16 protein-coding genes are annotated in these 22,711 nt (G+C 64.2%); 11 read left to right on the forward strand and 5 right to left on the reverse strand.

Annotated elements, in window-relative coordinates; genetic code table 11:
• Positions 1-116: 116 nt before the first annotated feature.
• From BM059_RS10260 to BM059_RS10270, 3 genes are all read left to right on the forward strand, one after another.
• On the forward strand, positions 117-1,652 hold the full coding sequence (locus BM059_RS10260; protein ID WP_074938410.1) for a glucan biosynthesis protein G: 1,536 nt from the start codon (positions 117-119) through the stop codon (positions 1,650-1,652).
• Positions 1,645-4,185: a glucans biosynthesis glucosyltransferase MdoH gene (mdoH, locus tag BM059_RS10265; RefSeq protein ID WP_037003319.1), complete on the forward strand. Its 2,541-nt coding sequence runs from the start codon at positions 1,645-1,647 to the stop codon at positions 4,183-4,185. Before BM059_RS10260 ends, mdoH begins: the two co-directional genes overlap by 8 nt.
• Before the next feature lie 181 nt (positions 4,186-4,366).
• Entirely contained in the window at positions 4,367-4,900 is a 534-nt protein-coding gene (locus BM059_RS10270; protein WP_037003320.1) for a cytochrome b, read from the forward strand.
• Between the two features lie 329 nt (positions 4,901-5,229).
• Here BM059_RS10270 and BM059_RS10275 read toward each other — a convergent pair whose 3' ends face one another.
• The 4 genes from BM059_RS10275 to BM059_RS10290 form a co-directional block, all read right to left on the reverse strand.
• Entirely contained in the window at positions 5,230-6,417 is a 1,188-nt protein-coding gene (locus BM059_RS10275; RefSeq protein WP_074938411.1) for a diguanylate cyclase, read from the reverse strand.
• 259 nt (positions 6,418-6,676) lie between these two features.
• Positions 6,677-7,864 (reverse strand): MFS transporter, encoded by a 1,188-nt coding sequence (locus BM059_RS10280; protein WP_074938413.1) that lies wholly within the window; start codon positions 7,862-7,864, stop codon positions 6,677-6,679.
• Positions 7,865-7,969: 105 nt separating this feature from the next.
• Complete coding sequence (locus BM059_RS10285; protein ID WP_037003376.1) at positions 7,970-8,869, reverse strand: LysR family transcriptional regulator; 900 nt, start codon at positions 8,867-8,869, stop codon at positions 7,970-7,972.
• 20 nt (positions 8,870-8,889) lie between these two features.
• Positions 8,890-10,806, reverse strand: a complete 1,917-nt coding sequence (locus BM059_RS10290; RefSeq protein ID WP_074938415.1) for a DEAD/DEAH box helicase — start codon at positions 10,804-10,806, stop codon at positions 8,890-8,892.
• Positions 10,807-10,955: 149 nt separating this feature from the next.
• Between BM059_RS10290 and BM059_RS10295 the strand changes: the two genes are divergently transcribed.
• Positions 10,956-11,849 carry a DMT family transporter gene (locus BM059_RS10295; protein WP_074938417.1) on the forward strand — a complete coding sequence of 298 codons (894 nt, stop codon included), beginning with the start codon at positions 10,956-10,958 and terminating at the stop codon, positions 11,847-11,849.
• Between the two features lie 179 nt (positions 11,850-12,028).
• Here the strand turns inward: BM059_RS10295 and mnmC are convergent, their stop codons facing one another.
• The gene (gene mnmC, locus BM059_RS10300) at positions 12,029-13,990 is read right to left on the reverse strand and encodes a bifunctional tRNA (5-methylaminomethyl-2-thiouridine)(34)-methyltransferase MnmC2/FAD-dependent 5-carboxymethylaminomethyl-2-thiouridine(34) oxidoreductase MnmC1 (protein WP_074938419.1); all 1,962 of its coding nucleotides are present in this window, start codon (positions 13,988-13,990) and stop codon (positions 12,029-12,031) included.
• A 143-nt stretch (positions 13,991-14,133) separates the two neighbouring features.
• On the opposite strand from mnmC, the gene pap reads away from it, so the two are divergent.
• From pap to BM059_RS10335, 7 genes are all read left to right on the forward strand, one after another.
• A complete protein-coding gene (pap, locus tag BM059_RS10305) occupies positions 14,134-15,621 on the forward strand; it encodes a polyphosphate:AMP phosphotransferase (RefSeq protein ID WP_074938421.1) in 1,488 nt (495 codons plus the stop codon).
• A gap of 265 nt (positions 15,622-15,886) precedes the next feature.
• The gene (locus BM059_RS10310) at positions 15,887-17,074 is read left to right on the forward strand and encodes a thiolase family protein (protein WP_074938423.1); all 1,188 of its coding nucleotides are present in this window, start codon (positions 15,887-15,889) and stop codon (positions 17,072-17,074) included.
• A 122-nt stretch (positions 17,075-17,196) separates the two neighbouring features.
• Positions 17,197-17,817 (forward strand): LysE family translocator, encoded by a 621-nt coding sequence (locus BM059_RS10315; protein ID WP_074938425.1) that lies wholly within the window; start codon positions 17,197-17,199, stop codon positions 17,815-17,817.
• Positions 17,818-17,880: 63 nt separating this feature from the next.
• Positions 17,881-18,804 carry a LysR family transcriptional regulator gene (locus BM059_RS10320; RefSeq protein WP_074938427.1) on the forward strand — a complete coding sequence of 308 codons (924 nt, stop codon included), beginning with the start codon at positions 17,881-17,883 and terminating at the stop codon, positions 18,802-18,804.
• Positions 18,801-19,691, forward strand: coding sequence for a LysR family transcriptional regulator (locus BM059_RS10325; protein WP_074938429.1), 891 nt, complete (start codon positions 18,801-18,803; stop codon positions 19,689-19,691). The genes BM059_RS10320 and BM059_RS10325 overlap by 4 nt, the downstream gene beginning before the upstream one ends.
• A gap of 302 nt (positions 19,692-19,993) precedes the next feature.
• A complete protein-coding gene (locus BM059_RS10330; RefSeq protein ID WP_074938430.1) occupies positions 19,994-20,620 on the forward strand; it encodes a glutathione S-transferase family protein in 627 nt (208 codons plus the stop codon).
• Positions 20,621-20,673: 53 nt separating this feature from the next.
• Positions 20,674-22,707: a pyridoxamine 5'-phosphate oxidase family protein gene (locus tag BM059_RS10335; protein ID WP_074938432.1), complete on the forward strand. Its 2,034-nt coding sequence runs from the start codon at positions 20,674-20,676 to the stop codon at positions 22,705-22,707.
• Positions 22,708-22,711 lie beyond the last annotated feature (4 nt).

The following is a 22,711-nucleotide window of genomic DNA, read 5'->3' on the forward strand; positions in this document are numbered from 1 at the left end:
TATACCATTCGCCCGATTTTAACTCTCTGCAGCGACCGCCCGTGGGCTGGCCGCTGTCTGTCAGTACGTGTTGCCCTGGAGGCTTTGTGTCGATGAGTCGTTGTTCTGGAGCCCGTATGGGCAAGGCCGGCAAGCTGGCCCTTTGTGTGCTCCCCATGCTGTTCGCTGCCCATAGCTGGGCATTCGATCTGGATGATGTGGCGGTCAAGGCCAAGGCACTTGCCGCAGAAAGCTACAGTGCGCCGCAGAGCCGCCTGCCGGCCTCGCTGCGCGAGCTGCCGTTCGCCAGTTATCAGAAGGTTCGCTTCCTCGAAGAAAAAGCACACTGGGCTGACGGCAAAACGCCGTTCCGGCTTTATTTCTTCCATCAAGGTATGCACTTCGATATCCCGGTGAAGATCAACGAAGTGACCGCCGAAGGCACTAACGAGATCAAGTACGACCCGTCGATGTTCGACTTCGGTGATCTGAACCTGAACCCGGATGACCTCAAGGATCTCGGCTTCGCCGGTTTCAAGGTGATCAACGAGATCAATACCAACGGTCGGCACGATGAGGTGATGAGCGTGCTGGGCGCCAGCTACTTCCGCATCGTTGGCAAGGGCCAGGTGTTCGGTCTTTCCGCTCGTGGCCTGGCTATCGACACCGCGCTGCCGTCCGGCGAGGAGTTTCCGCGCTTCAGCGAGTTCTGGATCGAGAAGCCACAACCGGATCGTCGCAGCCTGGTGATCTACGCGCTGCTCGAGTCGCCGCGCGCCACCGGCGCTTACCGCATGGAAATCAAGCCGGGCCGCGACAGCGTGCTCGAGGTGCAATCGAAGGTGTACCTGCGCGAAAACGTCGAGAAGCTCGGTATCGCACCTTTGACCAGCATGTTCCTGTTCGGCGCCAACCAACCCTGGCCACGCCCGAACTATCGTCCGCAACTGCACGACTCCGATGGTCTGGCCATCCATGCCGGTAATGGCGAGTGGATCTGGCGTCCGCTGAACAACCCGCAGCGCCTCAACGTCAGCAGCTACCGCATCGATAACCCGCGCGGTTTCGGCCTGATGCAGCGTGGTCGCGACTTCAACCAGTACCAGGATCTCGACGACCGCTACGAGCTGCGCCCGAGCGGCTGGGTGGAAACCGTCGGTGACTGGGGCACGGGTCATGTCGAGCTGGTGGAGATCCCCACGCCGGACGAAACCAACGACAACATCGTCGCGCTGTGGCGCCCGGACAAGCTGCCGGCCCAGGGTGAGTCGCTGGATGTCGCCTATCGCCTACACTTCAGCCGTGACGACGCCAAGCTGCATGATCCAGAGCTGGCCATGGTCAGCCAGACTCGTCTATCCGAGGGCGACATCAAGCAGGCCAACCTGATCCGTCAGGCCGATGGCAGTACCGCGCTGGTGGTTGATTTCGTCGGTGAGGAACTGGCCAAGCGTTCGCCCGATGCGGCGCCGAGTGCGCAGGTCAGTGTCGATGGCAACGCCGAACTGCTGGAAGACAGCCTGCGTTACAACCCGGTCAGCAAGGGCTGGCGGTTGACCCTGCGGATCAAGGTCAAGAACCCGGCGCAGCCGGTAGAAATGCGTGCCGCCCTGGTCGAGGACGGCAAGCCCTTGTCGGAAACCTGGAGCTATCAGCTGCCTTCCCATGAATAACACTCTAGACCCTTCAAAAATCCAGGAGTACCTGGGCGAACTGCCGCTCGATCAGGAGCGGCAGCAGGCTCTGGCACAGCAACTGGAGGAGCAGGGTGGGGATCTCGCCACTTTGCACCGTGCCCTGCACGAGGACGATCTCGCGGCCGCTGAACCCCTGGAAGAAACCCGCGAGATGCTCGACTCGGTGCCGGCCCGGCTGACGCTGGGTTGGCCGGATGCGCTCGAGCGCGGTTGCCGCATCGTGCAGGACCACCAGGGTCGTCCAACCATCGATTCGACGCCGCCAATCACGCGCACACGCATGGTGCCGGAGCCCTGGCAGATCAACATCCTAGATCGCGGCTGGCGCCGTCTGAAGGGCGAGAAACCGAGCCCGCGGCCGCGCACGCGCGAGAGCGAAGACTTCGCCGAAGAGCGTTGGCGGCATGTCGCCGCAGTGCGCCGAACTGCGCTGCTGGTGCTGATGATCACGCAAACGGTGGTCGCCACCTGGTACATGAAGTCGGTGCTGCCTTATCAGGGCTGGTCGCTGGTCGATCTGGGTCTGGTGTTCGAGCAGCCCTGGCAGGAGTCGGCACGGCAGATCCTGCCCTATGTGGTACAGACCAGCATCCTGGCGCTGTTCGCCCTGCTGTTCTGCTGGGTGTCGATGGGCTTCTGGACCGCGCTGATGGGCTTCTTCCAGTTGCTCAAGGGGCGTGACCGCTACAGCATCTCCGCCAGCAGTTGCGGTGATGAGCCGATTTCGCCGCGGGCACGTACCGCACTGGTCATGCCGATTGCCAACGAGCACGTGCCGCGTGTATTCGCCGGCCTGCGTGCGACCTTCGAGTCGCTCAAGGCCACCGGGCAACTCGAGCATTTCGATTTCTTCGTCCTCAGCGACAGCAACGACCCGGACATCTGTGTGGCCGAGCAGCAGGCCTGGATGGAGCTGTGCCGTGAGGTGGAAGGCTTCGGCCATATCTTCTACCGCCGCCGCCGGCGCCGGGTTAAGCGCAAAAGCGGCAACATCGACGACTTCTGCCGTCGTTGGGGCAGCAACTACCGCTACATGGTGGTGCTCGATGCCGACAGCGTGATGAGCGGCGAATGCCTGACTCGCCTGGTGCGGCTGATGGAGGCCAACCCAGGCGCCGGGATCATCCAGACCGCGCCCAAGGCTTCCGGCATGGATACCCTCTATGCGCGGCTGCAACAGTTCGCCACCAGTGTTTACGGGCCGCTGTTCACCGCAGGCCTCAACTTCTGGCAACTGGGTGAATCGCACTACTGGGGCCACAACGCGATCATTCGGGTGAAACCCTTCATCGAGCACTGCGCGTTGGCGCCATTGCCCGGAACGGGGTCGTTCGCTGGCGCGATCCTCTCCCACGACTTCGTCGAGGCGGCGCTGATGCGCCGTGCTGGCTGGGGCGTGTGGATCGCCTATGACCTGCCAGGCAGTTATGAAGAGTTGCCGCCTAACCTGCTCGACGAGCTCAAGCGCGACCGCCGCTGGTGCCACGGCAACCTGATGAACTTCCGTCTGTTCCTGGTGCGTGGCATGCATGCCGTGCACCGCGTGGTGTTCCTCACTGGCGTGATGTCCTACCTGTCCGCGCCGCTGTGGCTGCTGTTCCTGGTGCTGTCCACCAGCTTGCTGGCAATCCATACGTTGATGGTGCCGGAGTACTTCCTGCAGCCCAACCAGCTCTACCCCTTGTGGCCGCGCTGGCAGCCGGAAGAGGCCGTTGCGCTGTTCTCCGCCACCATGACCCTGCTGTTCCTGCCCAAGCTGCTCAGCGTGCTGCTGATCTGGATCAAGGGCGCGGAGGCCTACGGTGGCCGCACGCGCGTGCTGTTATCGATGCTGCTGGAAGCCTCCTGCTCGGTGTTGCTGGCGCCGGTACGCATGCTGTTCCACAGCCTGTTCGTCACCGCCGCCTTCCTTGGTTGGTCGGTGCAGTGGAACTCGCCGCAGCGCGTGGATGATTCGACGCCCTGGAGCGAGGCGTTCCGCCGTCATGGCACCCAGGTGTTGATCGGTATCAGTTGGACTGCATTGGTCGCCTGGCTCAACCCGGATTTTCTCTGGTGGTTGGCGCCTATCGTGGTGTCACTGGTGCTGTCGCCGGTGGTCTCGGTGTTGACCAGCCGTACTGCGCCGGGGTTGGCAGCGCGGCGCAGCAAGCTGTTCCTGATCCCTGAAGAGCACAAGGTGCCGCGTGAGCTGAGCAACACTTCCGAGTACGAGCAACTGAACAGCTCGCGAGCGCTGCACAAGGGCTTCCTGCGTGCCGTGGTCGACCCGCTGTACAACGCCCTGGTCTGCGCCATGGCTCGCGCCCGCCACGCCAAGGTGGTGCCGGCGGCCGAAGCGTTGCGCGATGAGCGTATCGAGGAAATCCTCAATGCCGGACCTGAAGGTCAGGTCGAGGCGACCCGCTGGCGTCTGCTCAACGATCCTGACGGCATGGCGCGCCTGCATGCGCGTATCTGGCAGGAACCGCAATACCACGCCTGGCGCGAAGCGCTGCGCGACGCCTGATCATCCGGCACGTCCTCGTATTCACGGGGACGTGTCGTGATGCCTTTCTGACATCCTTGCTAACATCTCTCTTGCTCATGATTTGAGTCGGCGCGGCACCATTGGCTCTGGAACGGGTCTTTCGCACCGATAGCGGCATGAAGCCGCGTAGATTTCATTGATGACATTGGAGAGAACCGTGATGTCGAACCTGCATGATTCCGCGCAGCGCTATGGCGCCGTGACGCGCCTGCTGCACTGGGGTATGGCCGTTCTGCTCGGTTGGCAATTCGTGACCGTGCTCGCGCACACCCTGGTTGAGGACAGCGGCCTGGACAAATTCGCCTGGGGTACGCATAAGGCGACGGGGCTGTTGCTCATGGTGCTGGTGGTGATTCGCGTGCTTTGGGCGCTGTACAACAGCGGCCGCCGGCCAGCGCCAGTAAGCTCGTTCGCGCGCATTGGCCATCTGGCGTTGTATGGCCTGTTGTTCGTGATTCCCTTTATCGCTCTGTTGCGCCAGTACGGCTCGGGGCGCGAATTCGTGGCCTTCGGCATGAGCGTCATGCCCGGTTTCAGCGATGGCAAAATCGAGTGGATGATCGCTCCTGCCAGCCTGCTGCACGGCAATCTTGGCTGGCTGCTGCTGTTCATGGTGATTGGTCACGCGGCCATGGCTTTCGTTCATCGCCGTCAGGGCGGTGAGGACGTGCTGGCACGCATGATCGGTCGTTGATCCTGCCGGCTATAGCGAATGTCTTACACGCAGTGGCGGTAAGCGCCGCTTTTGTCCTGCTGGTTCGAGCAGTAATCTACACACATCCCCTGCAGCGATGGATCGCTGAGGATCATGGAAGATGACCAGGCCAGGATTGGCAACCGACAGGATGTCGGATGGTTGGGAAGAAACCCGCTTCGGCGGGTTTTTTGTTGCCTGCGATTTGACCGCCAAAGATGTCGGCAATGCCGGTTTTGCAGGAGCAAAAACCGGTCGGGCGGCAAGTGTTCAGGCTGTCGCCAGTGACGTCGAAAATCGCTCCCGCCGGTTTTGTTGCCCGGGAAAGTTCAACCCAGGGTCAGATGGTTTCGGCCTGCCTGCTTGGCCTGATACAGCAGGCGATCCACTCGGCGGTACAACTCTTCACTGCTTTCTCCATCCTTGGCCAGGCGGGCGCCCATGCTGACAGTGAGGTGATTGGCCGTCGGCGAAGCAGAATGGGGAATGTTCAGCGTGGCTAATCCATTACGCAGCGCTTCTCCAATTGCTTGCAGTTGGTCAGCATCGCATTCATAGAGCAGCAGGGCGAACTCCTCTCCGCCCAGGCGTACCGCCATATCCATGGGGCGGCGAGCGAAGCTCTGTAGCAGTTTGCCGACCTGACGCAGGGCATCGTCACCGACCTGATGTCCGTAATGATCGTTGAAGCGCTTGAAATGATCGATGTCGAGCATCAACAACGCGACCTTGGCTGACTCGCGCCTACCCTGGCGAAGGGCGACGTCCAGATGCTGAGTGAAGCTGCGACGGTTGTTCAGGGTGGTCAGCGGATCATGGTTGGCTTGCCAGTCCAGCAGTTGCAGCAGCAGAAATTGCTCGCGTTGGGTGTGATCCCTGACATAGGCCCCCATCGCACAGATCAGCAGGGCCAGGCCGAAGATGAAGCACAGTCGCAGGTAATCGACCTGTTGCGCTTGCGCCAATAGCCACAGCCCAGGCAAGACGACCAGCGGCAGGCTGGCCGCGGCCAGAAGCAAATTGCTGCGAAACGACAGGCCGAGTGGAAAGAACAGGGTGATGGCCATCAGTAGCAGCACGCTATTGGAGATGGGCACGTTCAGGTTCTGGTAGAAAATGATCGTCAGCGTGGTGCCCAGTACCAGACTCAGTAGAGTGACGGTAATCACCTGAGGGCCGTAGTGCTTGCGACTACCGTTGAACAGCAGCAGGGTGAGCAGGAAGAGGGTGAGGATGATCGAGCAACGCACCAGCAGCAGTGCCCACAGAGGTGCTGGATAGTCAGGGAAGCGTTGCCACAGATCCAGGCGCAGTAGGTCGACAAGGGTGAAAATCATCCATATACCCAGCCCCAGGACCACGGCGATTTTCTGGTAGCGCGCCTGCACCTTGCTGATGTACTGGTGGTACTCGCATTCCAGCGGCTGGCTGAAGCGCAAGAAACGGAAACCGCGGCGCAACTGTTCGGCATAGCGGTTTTCCGGGATTGAACGGAGAGCTTCCGAGGCTGAATGCATGACGACTCCTAGTTTCACTGAGCATAAGGTGCCCGGCGGAATCGTCAATCAGTAACGCTATGGCGAATGTCTTACACGCTCTGGCGCCAAGCGCTGCTATTGATACTAACGCTTGATCATTAATCTACACACATCCCCTGCAGCGATGGATCGCTGAGGATCAAGGAAGATAACCAGGCCAGGATTGGCCGCCGACAGTATGTCGGGTGGTTGGGAAGAAACCCGCTTCGGCGGGTTTTTTGTTGCCTGCCAAAAATATTCACTCCTCCTTGCTGATAAACACCAGCAGTGCCAGCAGCGGCAATCCCGCCGCCAGTAGCGCTGTGCCTGACCAGCCGAAACGCTCGTAGACAGGGCTGGCCAACGCCGAGCCGATGGCGCCGCCGACGAAGATGCTGGTCATGTACAGCGCATTGAGGCGGGCGCGGCTTTGCGGCTCCAGCGCATAGATGCTGCGTTGGCCCAGCACCATGCTCATCTGCACGGCGAAATCCAGCACGATGGCGGTGGCGATCAGGCCGATCCAGCCCAGCCCAGTGCTCAGCAGGTTGGGGGCAAAAGCCAAGGGGGCGAGGATCAGTGCCGCCAGGCTGGCGCGCCAGGTATGGCCGGCATCGGCCAGGCGTCCGGCGATGGGCGCTGCCACCGCGCCGATGGCCCCAGCAAGAGCGAACAGGGCGATGTCCTGCTGGCTCAAACCGAGATGACGCGACAGCTCCAGCGGCGCCACTGTCCAGAACAGGCTGAAGCTGGCAAACATCAGGCCCTGGTAGAGCGCACGGCGCCGCAAGGTCGGGTAGCGACGCAGCAGGTGTATCAGCGAGGCCAGCAGTTGTCCGTAGCTGGCGCGGTGGCTGGGGGCGTGGCGCGGAATGGTAGTAGCGATCACTAGGGTGATCACCAGCATCAGGCCTGCCGCCATCAGGTACACCGCGCGCCAGCCGAACTCGCCAGCCACCAGGCTGGCCAGCGGCCGTGCCAGCAGGATGCCCAGCAACAGGCCGCTCATGATATTGCCCACCACGCGGCCACGGCTGGCCTCAGGTGCCAGGTTGGCGGCCAGGGGAATCAGCATCTGCACCGAGACCGAGCTGAGGCCGATCAGCAGCGCCAGACCGAGGAACAGATCCGGCTGACTCGCGAAGGCGGCGGCCAGAAGGCAGAGCAGGGCGGCTGCGGTGGTGATCAGCATCAGCCGTCGGCTTTCCAGCAGGTCCGCCAAGGGCACCAGGAACAGCAGGCCGAGGGCATAGCCGATCTGCGTCAGCGAAACGATCAGGCTGGCGCGTTCGGCGTTGAGGCCAACATCCGGGGCGATCAGTTCGATGATCGGCTGGGCGTAGTAGAGGTTTGCGACGATGGCGCCGCAGCACAGGGCGAACAGCAGTACCAAGGCTTGCGGCAGTGATGCGGACTCGTGGGTGAGCGAAGTGCTCTGGCTGGTCATGATCGGGTCTCAATGGGATGGGGCGACAGACGCAAGGTTAGGCAGACCGCGCCGCATGGAGAATCCACCCGCTGGGCAACAGTGCGTTGCGCACTGTGCAAAGGCCTAATCCTTCAGCAATGCCTGGAGGAATTCGCTGAAGGCGGCGATGCGCCGAGAACCGCGGTGGTTCGGCAGGTACAGCAGGTGGATGGTGCCTTCGTGCGGGCCAGGTGCGACTTCGTAGTCGGGCAGCAGGCGCTGCAGCTTGCCATTGTCCACGTCGTCGCGTACCAGCCAGTCCGATAGCAGCGCGATGCCCTGACCATCCAGCGCCGCCTGGCGCAGGATATCGGCGTTGTTGCTGCGCAGGCGTCCGCTGATCGGCACCTGCAGCGTCGCGCCCTGCTGCTCGAAACGCCAGTAGTTCGCCGGGCTGCCGTAGTCATACTGCAGGCAGGCGTGCGCCTGCAGTGCGTCCGGGTGGCTGACCGGCGAGGTGCGTGCGAGGTACTGCGGGCTAGCCACCAGCCAGCGGTGGAAGCTGCCGACACGCTGGCTGACCACGTCGTCGCTGACGATGGAGGCGCCCAGGCGCAGAGCCAGGTCGACCCGTTCGCTGAGCAGATCGACCACCTCGTCGGTCACGCGCAGGGTCAGTTCCAGTTGTGGGTGTCGCTGCAGCAGCTTGCCGAGGTGCGGGGCGATGATGCGTCGGGCGAACTCCACCGGCACGCTTACGGCCAGCCTGCCACGTACCTCTTCGCCGTTGTCGGTCACGGCGGCATCGGCCTCGTCGAGTGCGTTGAGGATGGCCAGGGCGCGCTCGAAATACTCGCGTCCAGCCTCGCTGACGCTGATCTGCCGTGTGTTGCGGTTGAGCAGCACACAGCCCAGCTCCTGCTCTAGGGCGTTGACCGCGCGTGTCACCGACGAGGTGGCCAGGCCCAGTTGCCGCGCCGCAGCGGAGAAACCACCGCAGCGTACGGTGGCGACGAAGGTGCGCAGAGCCAGCAGTTTGTCCATGGGAACGCCCGAAGTGCCGATCAGCCTGAAGCTTGCGCGATAGGCCGGCTCGCTGCCAAGCACTGCGTGGCGCCCTGAGCCTTGCGTGTGTACCACAGCACCCGGCTCACACCGCGGGTAATGGCCACGTAAGCCAGGCGCCGTGCTTCGTCCTGCATGGCCTGGTCGTAGCTGCCGGCGAAAAAGCCGCACTGGGTGTATAGCGCGTTACGCAGCGGGTGTTTCTCCACGGGCAGGCAGTCGTCGAGGATGATCGCCACTTCGGCCTGTAAGCCCTTGGCGCGGTGAATGGTCATGGTTTTCACCGGCAGCGCCTTGTCCAGTTGTGCGCGCACCTGCTGCAATGGCTCGTTGCGCCGGCTGAGCAGCAGCACGGCGGTGCGATCCGCGTTTGGGCGTTGGCTGACGTGCTGACACTGCGCGGTGATTTCTCTGAGCAACGCCGGTAGGCCGCTGGCCAGGTCGAAGCGCTGGATCAGCCTGACGCCATGATCACTCGGCTGCATCGCTTTGGCCGCGACGCAGGTCTTGGCCTGCTTGCTGCGCACTTCGGCCAGCACCTTCTCGCCATCGCGAATCACCGGCTCGATACTGCGGTAGTTGGTGCCCATCAGCAGGGTGGTGCTCTTGCCGCGCCCCCGGCTGGGTAAATGCCGGTCGAAATCGATGAACAGCTCCGGCGAGCTGCCGCGCCAGCCGTAGATCGATTGCCAGTCGTCGCCGATGGCCATCAGGCTGATGCGCTCGCCCGCCGCATGCAGGCGGCGATGCACGGCCTGCAGCCACAGCACGATCTGTGGCGAGATGTCCTGGAATTCGTCGATCAGCAAGTGGCTCAGGGCGAGCAGGGCGGGGCCGGGTTTACCGTCGCCGGTGCCTTGTAGGCCTTCGCTCAGCTGCGCGAAGGCGCCGTTGAAACTGATCAAACCCTGGCTGTGCAGCAGCGTGCTGAAGTGCTGGTGGAAGCGCTGCATGGCCTCGATGAAATCACGCTCGCGGGGCGCGCAGCCCAGCGTTTTCACGTCCAGGCGGTCGAGGCGAATTCCCAGGCTCTCGGCGAAGTCGATCTGTCCGTGCAGCAACTCGAACAGCGGCAGGGCAGTGAATTCGCCAGGCAGCTTGCAGGCATCCAGCGGCGCCCTGGGTTTGCCCTTGAGTGGCTCTTCGGGGGCGGGTAAACCGAGCAGGCGATGGCTCAGCGTGCGAAAGCGTGCATCGGCGGCGTAGGCGTTCTGGTAGGCCTGCTTGAGCAGGCGCTGCTGCGCGGGGCGCAGGCGCCCGCCGGTGAGGGGGTTGTCCGGTTCGTCACTGGGGTCGTCCAACTGTTCGAACCAGCGCGGGTTGCCCAGGCTTTCCTTGGCCAACGTCGCCATGGCGGCATGGAAGGTGCGTACGCACTGGCGCGCATCGTGCGAGTAGTGCCAGAAGTCGAGCAACCGTTGCAGGCGTTCGCGCAGCTCGTGGCAGGAGGCGTTGGTGAAGGAGATCACCGTCAGGCGTTTCGGCTCGACCTCCAGGTGACAGAGCAGGAACACCACACGCAGTACCAGGGTGCTCGACTTGCCGGAGCCGGCACCGGCGAAGATGCGCGCCAGCGGGGCGCGGCAGAGGATCATCGCCCACTGTTCGTCAGACGGCGCGCCGATCAGCCCAGCGCTTACCGCCTGGGCCACGCGTTCGCGCATGGCCTGCACCTGGGCTTCGTCGATCTTCAGTCGGGTCGCGGGGTAGATTCCAGCAGGGCCAGGCTTGCCGCTGGCGGCCTTGCGGCTGCCGGCTTTCTTGTTGCCGGTGGATTTCTTCTTGCTCTGCTTGCGCACCGGTTTGCGCGGCTGCGCGGCTTCGCGCTCGGCGCGCAGGTAGGCGGTGGTGCGGGGGAAGTAACGGGAGAGGGCGCTGGAAAGCAGCTGTTTATAGCGCGCGACGGCGGAAAGCATGCGGTGAGAATGACCTGACTGATAAAGCGCGCATGATAAAGCCTGCAGCGCGATGGCAGGCAGTGATGGCTCAGCGATAAATGCGCAACTTTGTGCAAGCGCCCCGCGCGTATCGCTTCCAGACTTCACTCAGTCTTGGGAGATAGTCGATGAACCTGTCGCTTTACCTGCTTACCGTACTGATCTGGGGCACGACCTGGATCGCCATCAAATTGCAGATGGGTGAGGTGGCCGTCGCCGCTTCCATCGCCTATCGCTTCGCGCTGGCTTCGGCCGTGCTGTTCGCCATGCTCTGGCTCAGTGGCCGCCTGCAACCACTGGATCGCCGTGGCCAGGGCATCTGCCTGCTGCAGGGGCTGTGCCTGTTCTGCCTCAACTTCCTGTGCTTCTACACCGCCAGCCAGTGGATCCCCAGCGGCCTGATCGCGGTGATCTTCTCCACCGCCACCTTATGGAACGCGATCAATGCGCGGCTGTTCTTCAAGCAGCGTATCGCCACCAATGTGCTGCTCGGTGGCGCGTTGGGACTGGCGGGTCTTGGCTTGCTGTTCTGGCCGGAGCTGGCCGGGCACGAGGCCAGCCGCGAAAGCCTGCTGGGCATCGGCCTGGCGCTGTGCGGCACGCTGTTCTTCTCTGCTGGCAACATGCTCTCTAGCCTGCAGCAGAAGGCCGGGCTCAAACCGCTGACGACCAATGCCTGGGGCATGCTCTACGGCGCGCTGATGCTGGTGGGCATCTGCCTGCTCAGCGGCACGCCGTTCGCCTTCGAGTGGAACGCGCGCTACGTCGGCTCGTTGTTGTACCTAGCGATTCCCGGCTCAGTGATCGGCTTCACCGCCTACCTGACCCTGGTCGGGCGCATGGGGCCGGAGCGCGCGGCGTACTGCACCGTATTGTTCCCGGTGGTGGCACTGAACATCTCGGTGTTCGCCGAGGGTTACCAGTGGACGGCTCCTGCGCTGTTCGGTCTCGGGCTGGTGATGCTGGGCAACGTGTTGGTGTTTCGTAAGCCCAAGCCTGTATTGGCCGAGGCCAGAGCGTAAGTGTTGGATCGTTTCGGTGCGCACAGCGCACCCAATGGAAGGGACGCGCGCCGTGGCCCTTTCTCAGCTACCGCGAATCGGCATGTAGCGCGACACCGCAAGCCAACGCCGAGTACGCCCTAAGATTGGAGCGCACCCTACGCGGGCTACACAGTAGGGTGCGCCGCGCGCACCGTCGATCAGCTCCCGCGAATCAGCGTGCGCAGCATAAAGCGATTGGGGTGGCTGGCCTCGGCTACGTCGCGCGGCACAGGCAGCGGTTCGTCATCCAGCCAGGCGGCGATCAGTTCGCCCGACAGTGGCGCGGTGATCAGCCCGCGTGAGCCGTGGCCGCTGTTGATGTACAGGCCGGGTAGCCAGGGGCAGGGCGTTTCCGGCACCTGGCGGGCGTCCTTGGCCAGCACGGCATAGGCCTCGTTGAAGGCTTGGCCAGCGGCCAGCGGGCCTACCAGTGGCAGGTAGTCCGGGCTGGTGCAGCGAAATGCGGCGCGGCCTTCTAGCGTCGCTGGGTCGAGCGCTTGCGCGTCCAGACGTTCGGCGAGATCGGTGGATATCTCCCGCAGCAGTTCCAGGTTGCCGGCGTGCTCAGCGACGCTGGGCGCCAGGTCGTCGCTGTGGAAGTCGAAGCTGGCGCCCAGGGTGTGTTCGCCTTCGCGCGGCGGAGCGACGTAGCCTTCGGCGCAGACCACGGTGCGCAGCGCACGGCTCGCGTCGCTGGCCGGCAGGCGGCTGATCTGCCCACGGATGCGCTTGAGCGGCAGGGTGGCACCGGGTAACAGTCGGCCGATTTCAGCTGCGCAGGCCAGCACCAGTACGGGGGCCTCGGCCAGCACGCCGTTCTGTCCCTCGACGCACCAGCGATCATCCTGTCGACTCAGGCTCAGCGCTTCCTGATAGGGGCGTAGTTCGATCAGCGGGTGTTGCACCAGCTGCCGGCAAAGCGCCGGCGGGTGTACCCAGCCAGCATCCGGGTAGAACAGACCGCCGGCCGGTAGGCCGATGCCGGCGCGATCCTCGGCTTCGGCCTGGCTTAACGAATGCAGCAGGTCGTTGGGGAAGGCAGCGGTCAGTTTGCTCTGTCGCTCGGCTTCCTTGCGATCGAAGGCCAGTTGCAGCACGCCGCAGGCATCCCAGTCCTGGCCGCGTTGCAGGCATTCGAGCAGGCGGCGGGTATGGCCGAAGCCGGCGACGATCAGACGCGACAGTGCCGTGCCATGGGCAGAGAGTTTGAGATAGAGAACGCCTTGCGGGTTGCCCGATGCCTCGCGGGCAATGTCGTCGTGACGCTCCAGCAGGGTCACGCGCCAGCCGCGTGCGGCCAGGCTGGCGGCGGTAGCGCAACCGGCGAGACCGGCGCCGATCACCACGGCCTGGCGTTCGCCTGTCGTTAATGTCGGTCGGGCGAACCAGGGCGCTGGGCGCTGCACCGGCTCAGCCTGGAAAGGGCCGGCCAGCATTTCGCGTTTATGGCCGAAGCCCTTGACCCGCACCACGGCAAAACCCGCCGCGATCAACCCGCGACGGACGAAGCCTGCACTGGTGAAGGTGGCCAGGGTGGCACCTGGTGCCGACAGTCGCGCCAGCTCGGTGAACAGGGCGTCAGTCCACATCTCCGGGTTCTTCGACGGGGCGAAGCCATCGAGGAACCAGGCGTCGACCTTGGCGTCCAGTTGCGGCAGGCACTCGAGCACATCACCGATCATCAGCGTCAGCACCACGCGGCCGCCATCGAGCAGCAGGCGCTGGAAGCCGGGATGCATGGCGCGATACTGCGCCAGCAGTTGCTCGGCGTAGGGCGCAAGCTCCGGCCACAGGGCCAGGGCGCGTTGCAGATCCGACAGGGCCAGCGGGAATTTCTCCACGCTGACGAAATGCAGTCGCGCGTCACGCGGGGCATGCTCGGCGAAGGCCTGCCAGGCGCAGAGGAAGTTGAGCCCGGTGCCGAAGCCGGTTTCGCCGATCACCAGGCGCCCGCCGGCCGGCAAGGCCTGGCAGCGCTCGATGATCTGGTTATGGGCGAGGAAAACGTGACGGGTTTCCTCCAGGCCGTTGGCGCGGGAGAAGTACACGTCGCCATAGCTGCGCGACAGCGGCTGGCCGTGTTCGTCCCAGTCGAGCTGGGCATTGTGGACGTCGGACATGGTGGCTCCCGATAAAACAGGCGGCGATTCTAACCGCTGCGCATGTGCTTTTCCCGGCGCAGGTCAATCCGTGTCGAGCCGCCGTCAGGCAAAGTCGCGTTCTATCCGTTAGGCTCTGATGATCATTCCAGGGAGGTCATTGCATGTTCGAATCCGCCGAAATCGGCCGCAGTATCGACAAGGCCACGTTCGAGGCCGAAGAGCCGGCGCTGCGCGAGGCCTTGCTGGAGGCGCAGTACGAGCTCAAGCAGCAGTCGCGTTTCCCGGTGATCGTGCTGATCAACGGCGTCGAGGGGGCTGGCAAGGGCGAGACGGTGAAATTGCTCAATGAGTGGATGGATCCGCGGCTGATCCAGGTCAGCACCTTCGACATACAGACCGATGAAGAGCTGGCACGGCCACCAGCGTGGCGCTATTGGCGGCAACTCCCGCCCAAAGGGCGTATCGGGATCTTTTTTGGTAACTGGTACAGCCAGATGCTGCAGGGCCGCGTGCATGGTCATTTCAAGGACGCCGTGCTGGATCAGGCCATCGACGGCGCTGAGCGTCTGGAGCGCATGCTTTGTGACGAGGGGGCGCTGATCTTCAAGTTCTGGTTCCACCTGTCCAAACAGCAGATGAAGGCGCGCCTGGAAGCGCTCAAGGACGACCCGCTGCACAGCTGGCGCATCAGCCCGCTGGACTGGCAGCAGTCGAAGACCTACGACAAGTTCGTGCGTTATGGCGAGCGCGTGCTGCGCCGCACCAGCCGCGACTACGCGCCCTGGTACGTGGTCGAGGGCGTCGATCACTACTACCGCAGCCTGACAGTCGGACGCATCCTGCTCGAAGGCCTTCAGGCCGCGCTGGCCAACCAGACGCGTGAGCCTGAGCGTCCGCACGCCGCGCCGCTGGTATCGAGCCTGGACAACCGCGGCCTGCTGGCCAGCCTGGACATGACCCAGGCCTTGGGCAAGGACGACTACAAGGAGCAACTGGCCACCGAGCAGGCGCGCCTGTCGGGGTTGATGCGCGACAAACGCATGCGCAAGCACGCCCTGATCGCTGCGTTCGAGGGTAATGATGCCGCCGGCAAGGGCGGGGCCATCCGCCGTGTCACCGGCGCGCTGGATCCGCGTCAGTACCGCATCGTGCCGGTGGCGGCTCCGACCGAGGAGGAGCGCGCCCAGCCTTACCTGTGGCGCTTCTGGCGACATATCCCGGCACGCGGGCATTTCACCATTTTCGACCGCAGCTGGTACGGCCGCGTGCTGGTGGAGCGGGTCGAAGGCTTTTGCAGTCAGGCCGACTGGCTGCGTGCCTACGGCGAGATCAACGACTTCGAAGAGCAGTTGACCAACGCCGGGGTGATCCTGGTGAAGTTCTGGCTGGCCATCGACCAGCAGACGCAGTTGGAGCGCTTCAAGGAGCGCGAGCAGATCCCGTTCAAGCGCTTCAAGATCACCGAGGAAGACTGGCGCAACCGCGACAAGTGGGACGACTACGCCGATGCGGTGGGCGACATGGTCGACCGCACCAGCACCGAGATCGCGCCCTGGACGCTGATCGAGGCCAACGACAAGCGCTTCGCCCGGGTCAAGGTGCTGCGCACCATCAATGAGGCCATCGAGGCGGCGTTCGCCAGGGATTGAAGCCTGTCGCTGCTAAAGCGGAATGCCGCCCAGCTGTTCCCACAGGTTGCAACGGGTTCTGCTTTGATCGCGGCTGAAGCCGCTCCTACGGGCATATGGATATCTGTAGGAGCGGCTTTAGCCGCGATGCTTTTGTATCGTGCCGGAGTGCATCCTGGCTCTGCCCGGCATCGTCCCGTATACGCCAGATCAATGATGGTCGCACCCTGAGATCGGCTGGATTTATCTTCACGCCATTCGCCATCCAATAACAACGAGGTGCGTCATGCGGGAAGTAGTGATCGTCGATAGCGTGCGGACTGGCCTGGCCAAGTCCTTCCGTGGCAAGTTCAATATGACCCGGCCGGACGATATGGCCGCCCATTGCGTCGATGCGCTGCTGGTGCGCAACGGCATCGACCCCAAGCTGGTCGATGACTGCATCGTCGGTGCAGGCTCCAACGAGGGCGCGCAGGGCATGAACATCGGCCGCAACGTCGCGGTGCTGTCGCGCCTGGGCAACCCGGTGGCGGGCATGACCCTCAATCGCTTCTGCTCCTCGGGCCTGCAGGCCATCGCCATCGCCGCCAACCAGGTAGCGTCCGGCGGCAGCGATATCATCGTTGCCGGCGGCGTCGAGTCCATCACCATGACCCTGAAAAGCATGAACATGGACAACCTGTTCAACCCGCTGCTGCAGAAGGACAACCCCGGCATCTACTATCCCATGGGCAAGACCGCCGAGATCGTTGCCAACCGCTACGGCATCACCCGCGAAGCCCAGGACGCCTATGCCCTGCAGAGCCAGCAGCGCACTGCTCGGGCCCAGGCCGACGGCCTGTTCGCTGACGAAATCGTGCCGATGAGGGTGAAGTATCTGGTCGAAGACAAGGCCAGCGGCGAGAAGAAGATCGTCGACGGCGTGGTCGAGGCGGATGACTGCAACCGCCCGGACACCACCCTGGAATCCCTGGCCAAGCTGCAACCGGCGTTCGACCCGGCGGGCAGCGTGACCGCCGGCAACGCTTCGCAACTGTCCGACGGCGCCTCCATGACCCTGGTGATGAGCCTGGAAAAGGCGCTGGAACTGGGCTTGAAGCCCAAGGCCTATTTCCGCGGTTTCACCGTGGCCGGTTGCGAGCCGGACGAGATGGGCATCGGCCCGGTGTTCTCGGTGCCCAAGCTGCTCAAGGCCAAGGGCTTGAGCGTGGCCGACATCGACCTGTGGGAGCTCAACGAGGCCTTCGCCTCGCAGTGCCTGTACTGCCGCGACACGCTCGAGATCGATAACGAGAAGTACAACGTCAATGGTGGCTCCATCTCCATCGGCCATCCCTTCGGCATGACCGGCTCGCGCCAGGTCGGCCACCTGGTGCGCGAGTTGCAGCGCCGCGAATTGCGCTACGGCCTCGTCACCATGTGCGTCGGCGGCGGCATGGGCGCCAGCGGATTGTTCGAGGCCTATCGCGGCTAAACGTAGGGTGCGCTGCGCACCGGGTGGTTTCCCGGTGGTTGGCGGTGCGCGCGGCGCACCCTACGGTTTGAGCGGTGCCCTGTTTATACTCGCGCTCTGCCCTGTGGACGGAGCGCCTGCCGATGCCCTTTGCCGAAAACCTAATCGCCTTCACTCTTGCCGCCACGCTGTTGACCCTGACGCCTGGGATCGACACGGCGCTGGTGTTGCGTACCGCTGCGGTTGAGGGTCGGCAACAGGCGTTTCGCGCCGCGCTGGGCATCAATGCAGGCTGCCTGCTGTGGGGCGCGGCGGTGGCCTTCGGCCTCGGTGCGCTGCTGGCGGTTTCCGAATTCGGCTACAACCTGCTCAAGTATTGCGGCGCGGCCTATCTGGCCTGGCTCGGGCTGAACATGCTGCTGCGCCCGCGTACCTCGCTGGCGCCCGCGCAGGCGAGCGGCAAACCTGGCGCCAACTGGTTCCTACGTGGCCTGCTGGGTAACGTGCTCAACCCCAAGGTGGGGATTTTCTACGTGTCTTTCCTGCCGCAGTTCATCCCGCAGGGGCAGCCGCTGATTACCTGGACATTCGGCCTGGTGGGCATCCATGTGGCGCTCAGCCTGGTCTGGGCACTGCTGCTGATCGGCGCCACTCAGCCGCTTGGCCACTGGCTGCGGCGTGCGGTGGTGATCAAGTGGATGGATCGCAGCACCGGGCTGATCTTCGTCCTCTTCGCCGCGCGCCTGGCTTTGAGCCGGCGCTGATTCCGGACGTGGCCTCGTCATGAGGTACGCTGCGTCGGTGCAACAGAAAACCAGGCGGTGACGATGGATCGGTTTCAGGAAATGAGGGTGCTGCTGGCGGTGACCGAGGCCGAGAGCTTCGCCGGCGGCGCCAAGCTGCTGGGCATTTCGCCGCCCAGCGTAACTCGCGCCGTTGCTGCGTTGGAGGCGCGCCTGGGCACGCTGCTGCTGGCCCGTAGCACGCGCAGCCTGCGCCTGACCGAGGCTGGCCAGCGTTATGTCGAGGACTGTCGGCGCATCCTGCTGGAGCTGGAGGAGGCCGAGGAACTGGCCGCCGGCGGCAGTGTGCGGCCACGCGGCCGGCTCACGGTGACGGCGCCGGTGATGTTCGGCGAGTTGTTCCTGATTCCACGCATCGCCCAGTACCTCGACACCCACCCGGACGTGGAGGTCAATGCGCTGCTGGTCGACCGCGTGGTGAACATGATGGAGGAGGGCATCGACGTGGCCGTGCGCATCGGCTCGTTGCCTGAGGGGGATCACCCGGCGTTGCAGGTCGGGCAGATCCGCCCGGTGGTGTGCGCCTCGCCCGCCTTTCTCGATCGCGTCGGGCGCCCGCGCCATCCGGATGAATTGCGCGACGCCCCTATCGTCATGTCCAGCGCCAGCACCCTGCTGTCGCATTGGCAATTCGTCGGCGCCGATGGCCCGTTCGGCTTCATGCCGCAGCCTCGCTTCACCGTCAGCTCCAACCAGGCGGCAATCAGCGTGGCGCGCCTGGGCTGGGGCTATACCCGCGTGCTGTCCTACCAGGTTGCAGCTGCAGTGGCCCGTGGCGAGATCGAACTGGTGCTCGAGGCCTTCGAACCGCCAGCCTTACCGGTGCACATCATTCATCAGGGCGGTCGCCAGGTGTCGGCCAAGGTGCGCACCTTCGTCGACCACTGCGCTGCCAGTTTTCGCGCGGACCCGGCGCTGCGTGCGGCCGGTACAGCGCCCGTTTCATGAGCCCTCACCGCGAGATGCAGGTGTTTCTCGCCGTGGCCCAGGCGGGCAGCCTGGCGGCCGCTTCCAGACGCTTGCAGCTGTCGCAGGCCACGGTGATGCGCACCGTGGCCGCGCTGGAGAGCCGTCTGGACAGCACCTTGCTGCTGCGCGGGCCACGTGGCGTCAGCCTGAGCGCGGCGGGGGCAACGTTCGCCGAGAGTTGTCAGCGCATCCTGCAGCGGGTGGAGGACGCCGAGCGTTCCGTGACCGGTCTGCACGCCAGCCCCGCCGGACAGCTGACCCTGGCCCTGCCTTTACTGATGACGCATCAGGTGCTGACGCCCATCGCGGTCGACTACCTGGCGGTATTTCCCGAGGTGAGCCTGGCCACTCTGACGCGCGAAGAGCCGCCCAGATTGCTGGAGGAGGGCATCGACCTGGCCGTGGTGGTCGGCCATCTGCCCAGTTCGTCCGGTTTCGCCGTGCCGTTGGGATGGGCACGGCCGCTGGTGTGCGCGGCGCCTTCCTATCTGCAGCGCTGGGGCTGGCCAGCCAACCCGCAGGCCTTGCATGCACATCGCACCATCACTCGCTCTTCGACTGGTTATGCAGGGGAATGGCGTTTTGCGGACGGTGCGGTGAAGCTCGCGCCGCGTCTGACCTGCAGCACACCGCAGGCATCCATTCGTGCTGCGCTCGCCGGTTTCGGCCTGACCCGCTGCCTGAGCTACGAGGCTTATCAGGAGTTGCAGAGCGGGCAGTTGCAGGCGGTACTGGAAAACTTCGCCGCAGCGCCCGTGCCGGTACAACTGTATTACCGCGAAGGGCGCCGGGCCGCGGCACGGGTGCGCAGCTTCCTCGATTTTGCCGTGCCGCGCCTGCGGGCCCATCCGGCGTTTCAGGCATGAGGGAAGTGAATTGCAGAAAGTGAAATAGTGGATTGTCCTTTATGGTGATTCTTATCGAGATTGGATGGGGTGAACATGGCCCCATCGTCGCGAAGGCAAGTCGTCTCGCGGTGTTCCCAGAGTCTGTTCACGATCTCGCGAGCTAGAGCGATACAAGGCAAAAACAGGAGAGGAAGCGCAGTTTACGAGTGGTAAATGAGCATTCCGACCGGGCTGGCGCTCCAGCTTGTTTTTAACGCAGTAGCGCCGACGCGCAGCAGATCGTGAGCAGGCTCTAAGCCAACCTCAAAGGAATCATCGCCATGTCCCGTCCCGCCATCAAGTTGTACAACTTCCCACGCTCCGGCCACGCCCACCGCGCCGAGCTGATGCTGTCGCTGCTGCAATTGCCCACCGAGCTGATCTTCGTCGACCTGGCCAAGGGCGAGCACAAGACCCCAGAGTTCCTGGCCCTCAACCCCTTCGGCCAGGTGCCGGTGATCGATGATGGCGGCACCATCGTCAGCGACTCCAACGCCATCCTCGTCTACCTGGCCAAGCGCTACGGCAATGACGACTGGCTGCCGCAGGAGCCGGCTGCCGCCGCCCGCGTGCAGCGCTGGTTGTCCGTGGCTGCTGGGCTGGTTGCCTTCGGCCCCGCTGCTGCGCGTCTGGTCACTGTGTTCGGCGCCTCGTTCAATACCGAAGAAGTGATCAACCGCGCCCATGCGTTGTTCACCGTGATGGAAGGCGAGCTGGGCGAAACCCCGTTCCTCACCGGTGACAAGCCGAGCATCGCCGACGTCGCCAACTACTCCTACATCGCCCATGCGCCGGAGGGCAACGTCTCGCTGGAGCCCTATCCGAACATCCGCGCCTGGCTGGCACGCGTCGAGGCATTGCCGGGGTTCGTGCCGATGCCGCGTACCGCAGCCGGCCTGCAAGCCTGAGTCGCTGACCGCCGCTGGGATCGCCCGGCGGCCGCTTTCGTGGAGTGCAGAACATGCAACAGCTTCCCAGTCATCGGCACTCGCCCTGGCATGCCGGTGAAAAGCAACTGCAGGAAAAGGCCGGCGTCGCAGAACGCATGGAAGTGATCGGGCAGAAGGTGATCCGTGACTACATGCCGGATCAGCATCGCGAGTTCTATCAGCAACTGCCCTTCATGATCGCCGCTGCCGTGGACGGTTCCGGCCAGCCCTGGGCCACCTTGCTCGAAGGTGAGGAAGGTTTCGTCACCTCGCCCGATCCACGCCAGCTATCCTTCGATCTGGCTGCCATGGCGCTCGACCCGCTCGATCCGGCCACCCCCGGCCTGGGCAGCGGCGAGGCTGTTGGCCTGCTCGGCATAGAGCTGCATACGCGGCGGCGCAATCGCATCAATGGGCATATCCTCCAGGCCTCGGCGCAGCGTCTGGACATCACCGTGGAGCAGTCCTTCGGTAACTGTCCGCAGTACATCCAGCTGCGTCAGTACCGCCGCGTACCCGAGCGCGGCGTCGAGCGCATTGAAGCGAGCGAGCTGGATGCACGCAGCGCCGAGATGATCCGCAGCGCCGACACCTTCTTCGTCGCCAGTTACGTCGAGCATGACGATGGCCGCCGCTCGGTGGACGTCTCGCACCGTGGCGGGCGCGCCGGCTTCGTGCGGGTGGAGGGCAATCGCCTGACCATTCCCGACTACGCCGGCAACCTGTTCTTCAATACCTTGGGCAATCTCCGCGTCAATCCGCGCGCCGGCCTGCTGTTCGTCGACTTCGCCACGGGCGATGTGCTGCAACTGGCTGGCCGCGCCGAGATCATTCTCGATAGCCCACTGATCAAGGCCTTCGAAGGCGCCGAGCGGCTGTGGACCTTCGACGTCGAACAAGCGGTGCTGCGCCCGGCGGCGACCTCGCTGCGTTGGGCCTTCGAGGAATATGCACCGACCAGCCTGATGACCGGCACCTGGGCAGAAACCGATGCGCGACTGCGCGAACGTGAACAGCGCAACCAGTGGCAGCGCTGGCGCGTGCAGCACCAGCAGCAGGAAAGCACCGATATCCGCTCGTTCGTGCTGGCACCGGAGCAGGGAGCCGCACCGCACTTTGCAGCCGGTCAGCACCTGCCGATTCGCATCACCACCGCCACGGGCGACACCCTGCTGCGCACCTACAGCCTGTCCAGTGCGCCGTCGGATGGCCAACTGCGCATCAGCGTCAAGGCGCAGGGCGTGGTCTCGCGGTACCTGCACGAACAGGTGCAGGTGGGTGATTTGCTGGACGTCCGTGCGCCGCTGGGCAGCTTCACCCTGAACAGCGACACCCACCGGCCGCTGGTGCTGGTCGGTGCTGGTGTCGGCATCACGCCGTTGCTGTCGATGCTGCGCGAGCAGGTGGCGCTGGGGCAGGGCAGGCGTATCCACTTCTTCCAGGGCGCACGGACGCTCGCTGACCTGCCATTCCAGGCCGAGCTGCGCGAGCTGATGCAAGGTGCCGATGGCCTGTTGCAGGTTCACCGTGCCCTCAGTGCACCGGAGCAAGACGCAGTGCTCGGGCGCGACTACGAGCAGCGCGGGCGCATCGGGCTGGCGCAGATCAAGGCGGCGCTGTCGTTCGACGACTATGACTTCTACCTGTGTGGCCCGGCCGCCTTTACCCAGGCGATCTATGACGGCCTGCGTGATCTGAACGTCGCCGACGCGCGTATTCATGCCGAGGCGTTCGGCCCCTCGACACTGACGCGTCGCACCGATGGCCAGAGCGTGACCCTGGTGCAGCCGCCGGCGGCGAGCGGGCCGGTGCCGGTGTACTTCACTAACTCGGCGAAGGAGGCGCGCTGGACGCCGGATGCTGGCAGCCTGCTGGAGCTGGCCGAGAGTCGCGGGCTGGCGCCTGAGTTCAGTTGCCGTGGCGGTTCCTGCGGCACCTGCAAGACGCGTCTGGTCAGCGGCCAGGTGCATTATCCGAACCCGCCCGCCGAGATGCCGGAAGGCGATGGCGTGCTGATCTGCTGCGCGGTGCCGGCTGAGGGTGAGCCGTTGCAGCTGGATCTGTAGACCC

It is taken from the genome of Ectopseudomonas composti (assembly GCF_900115475.1).
GTDB lineage: Bacteria > Pseudomonadota > Gammaproteobacteria > Pseudomonadales > Pseudomonadaceae > Aquipseudomonas > Aquipseudomonas composti.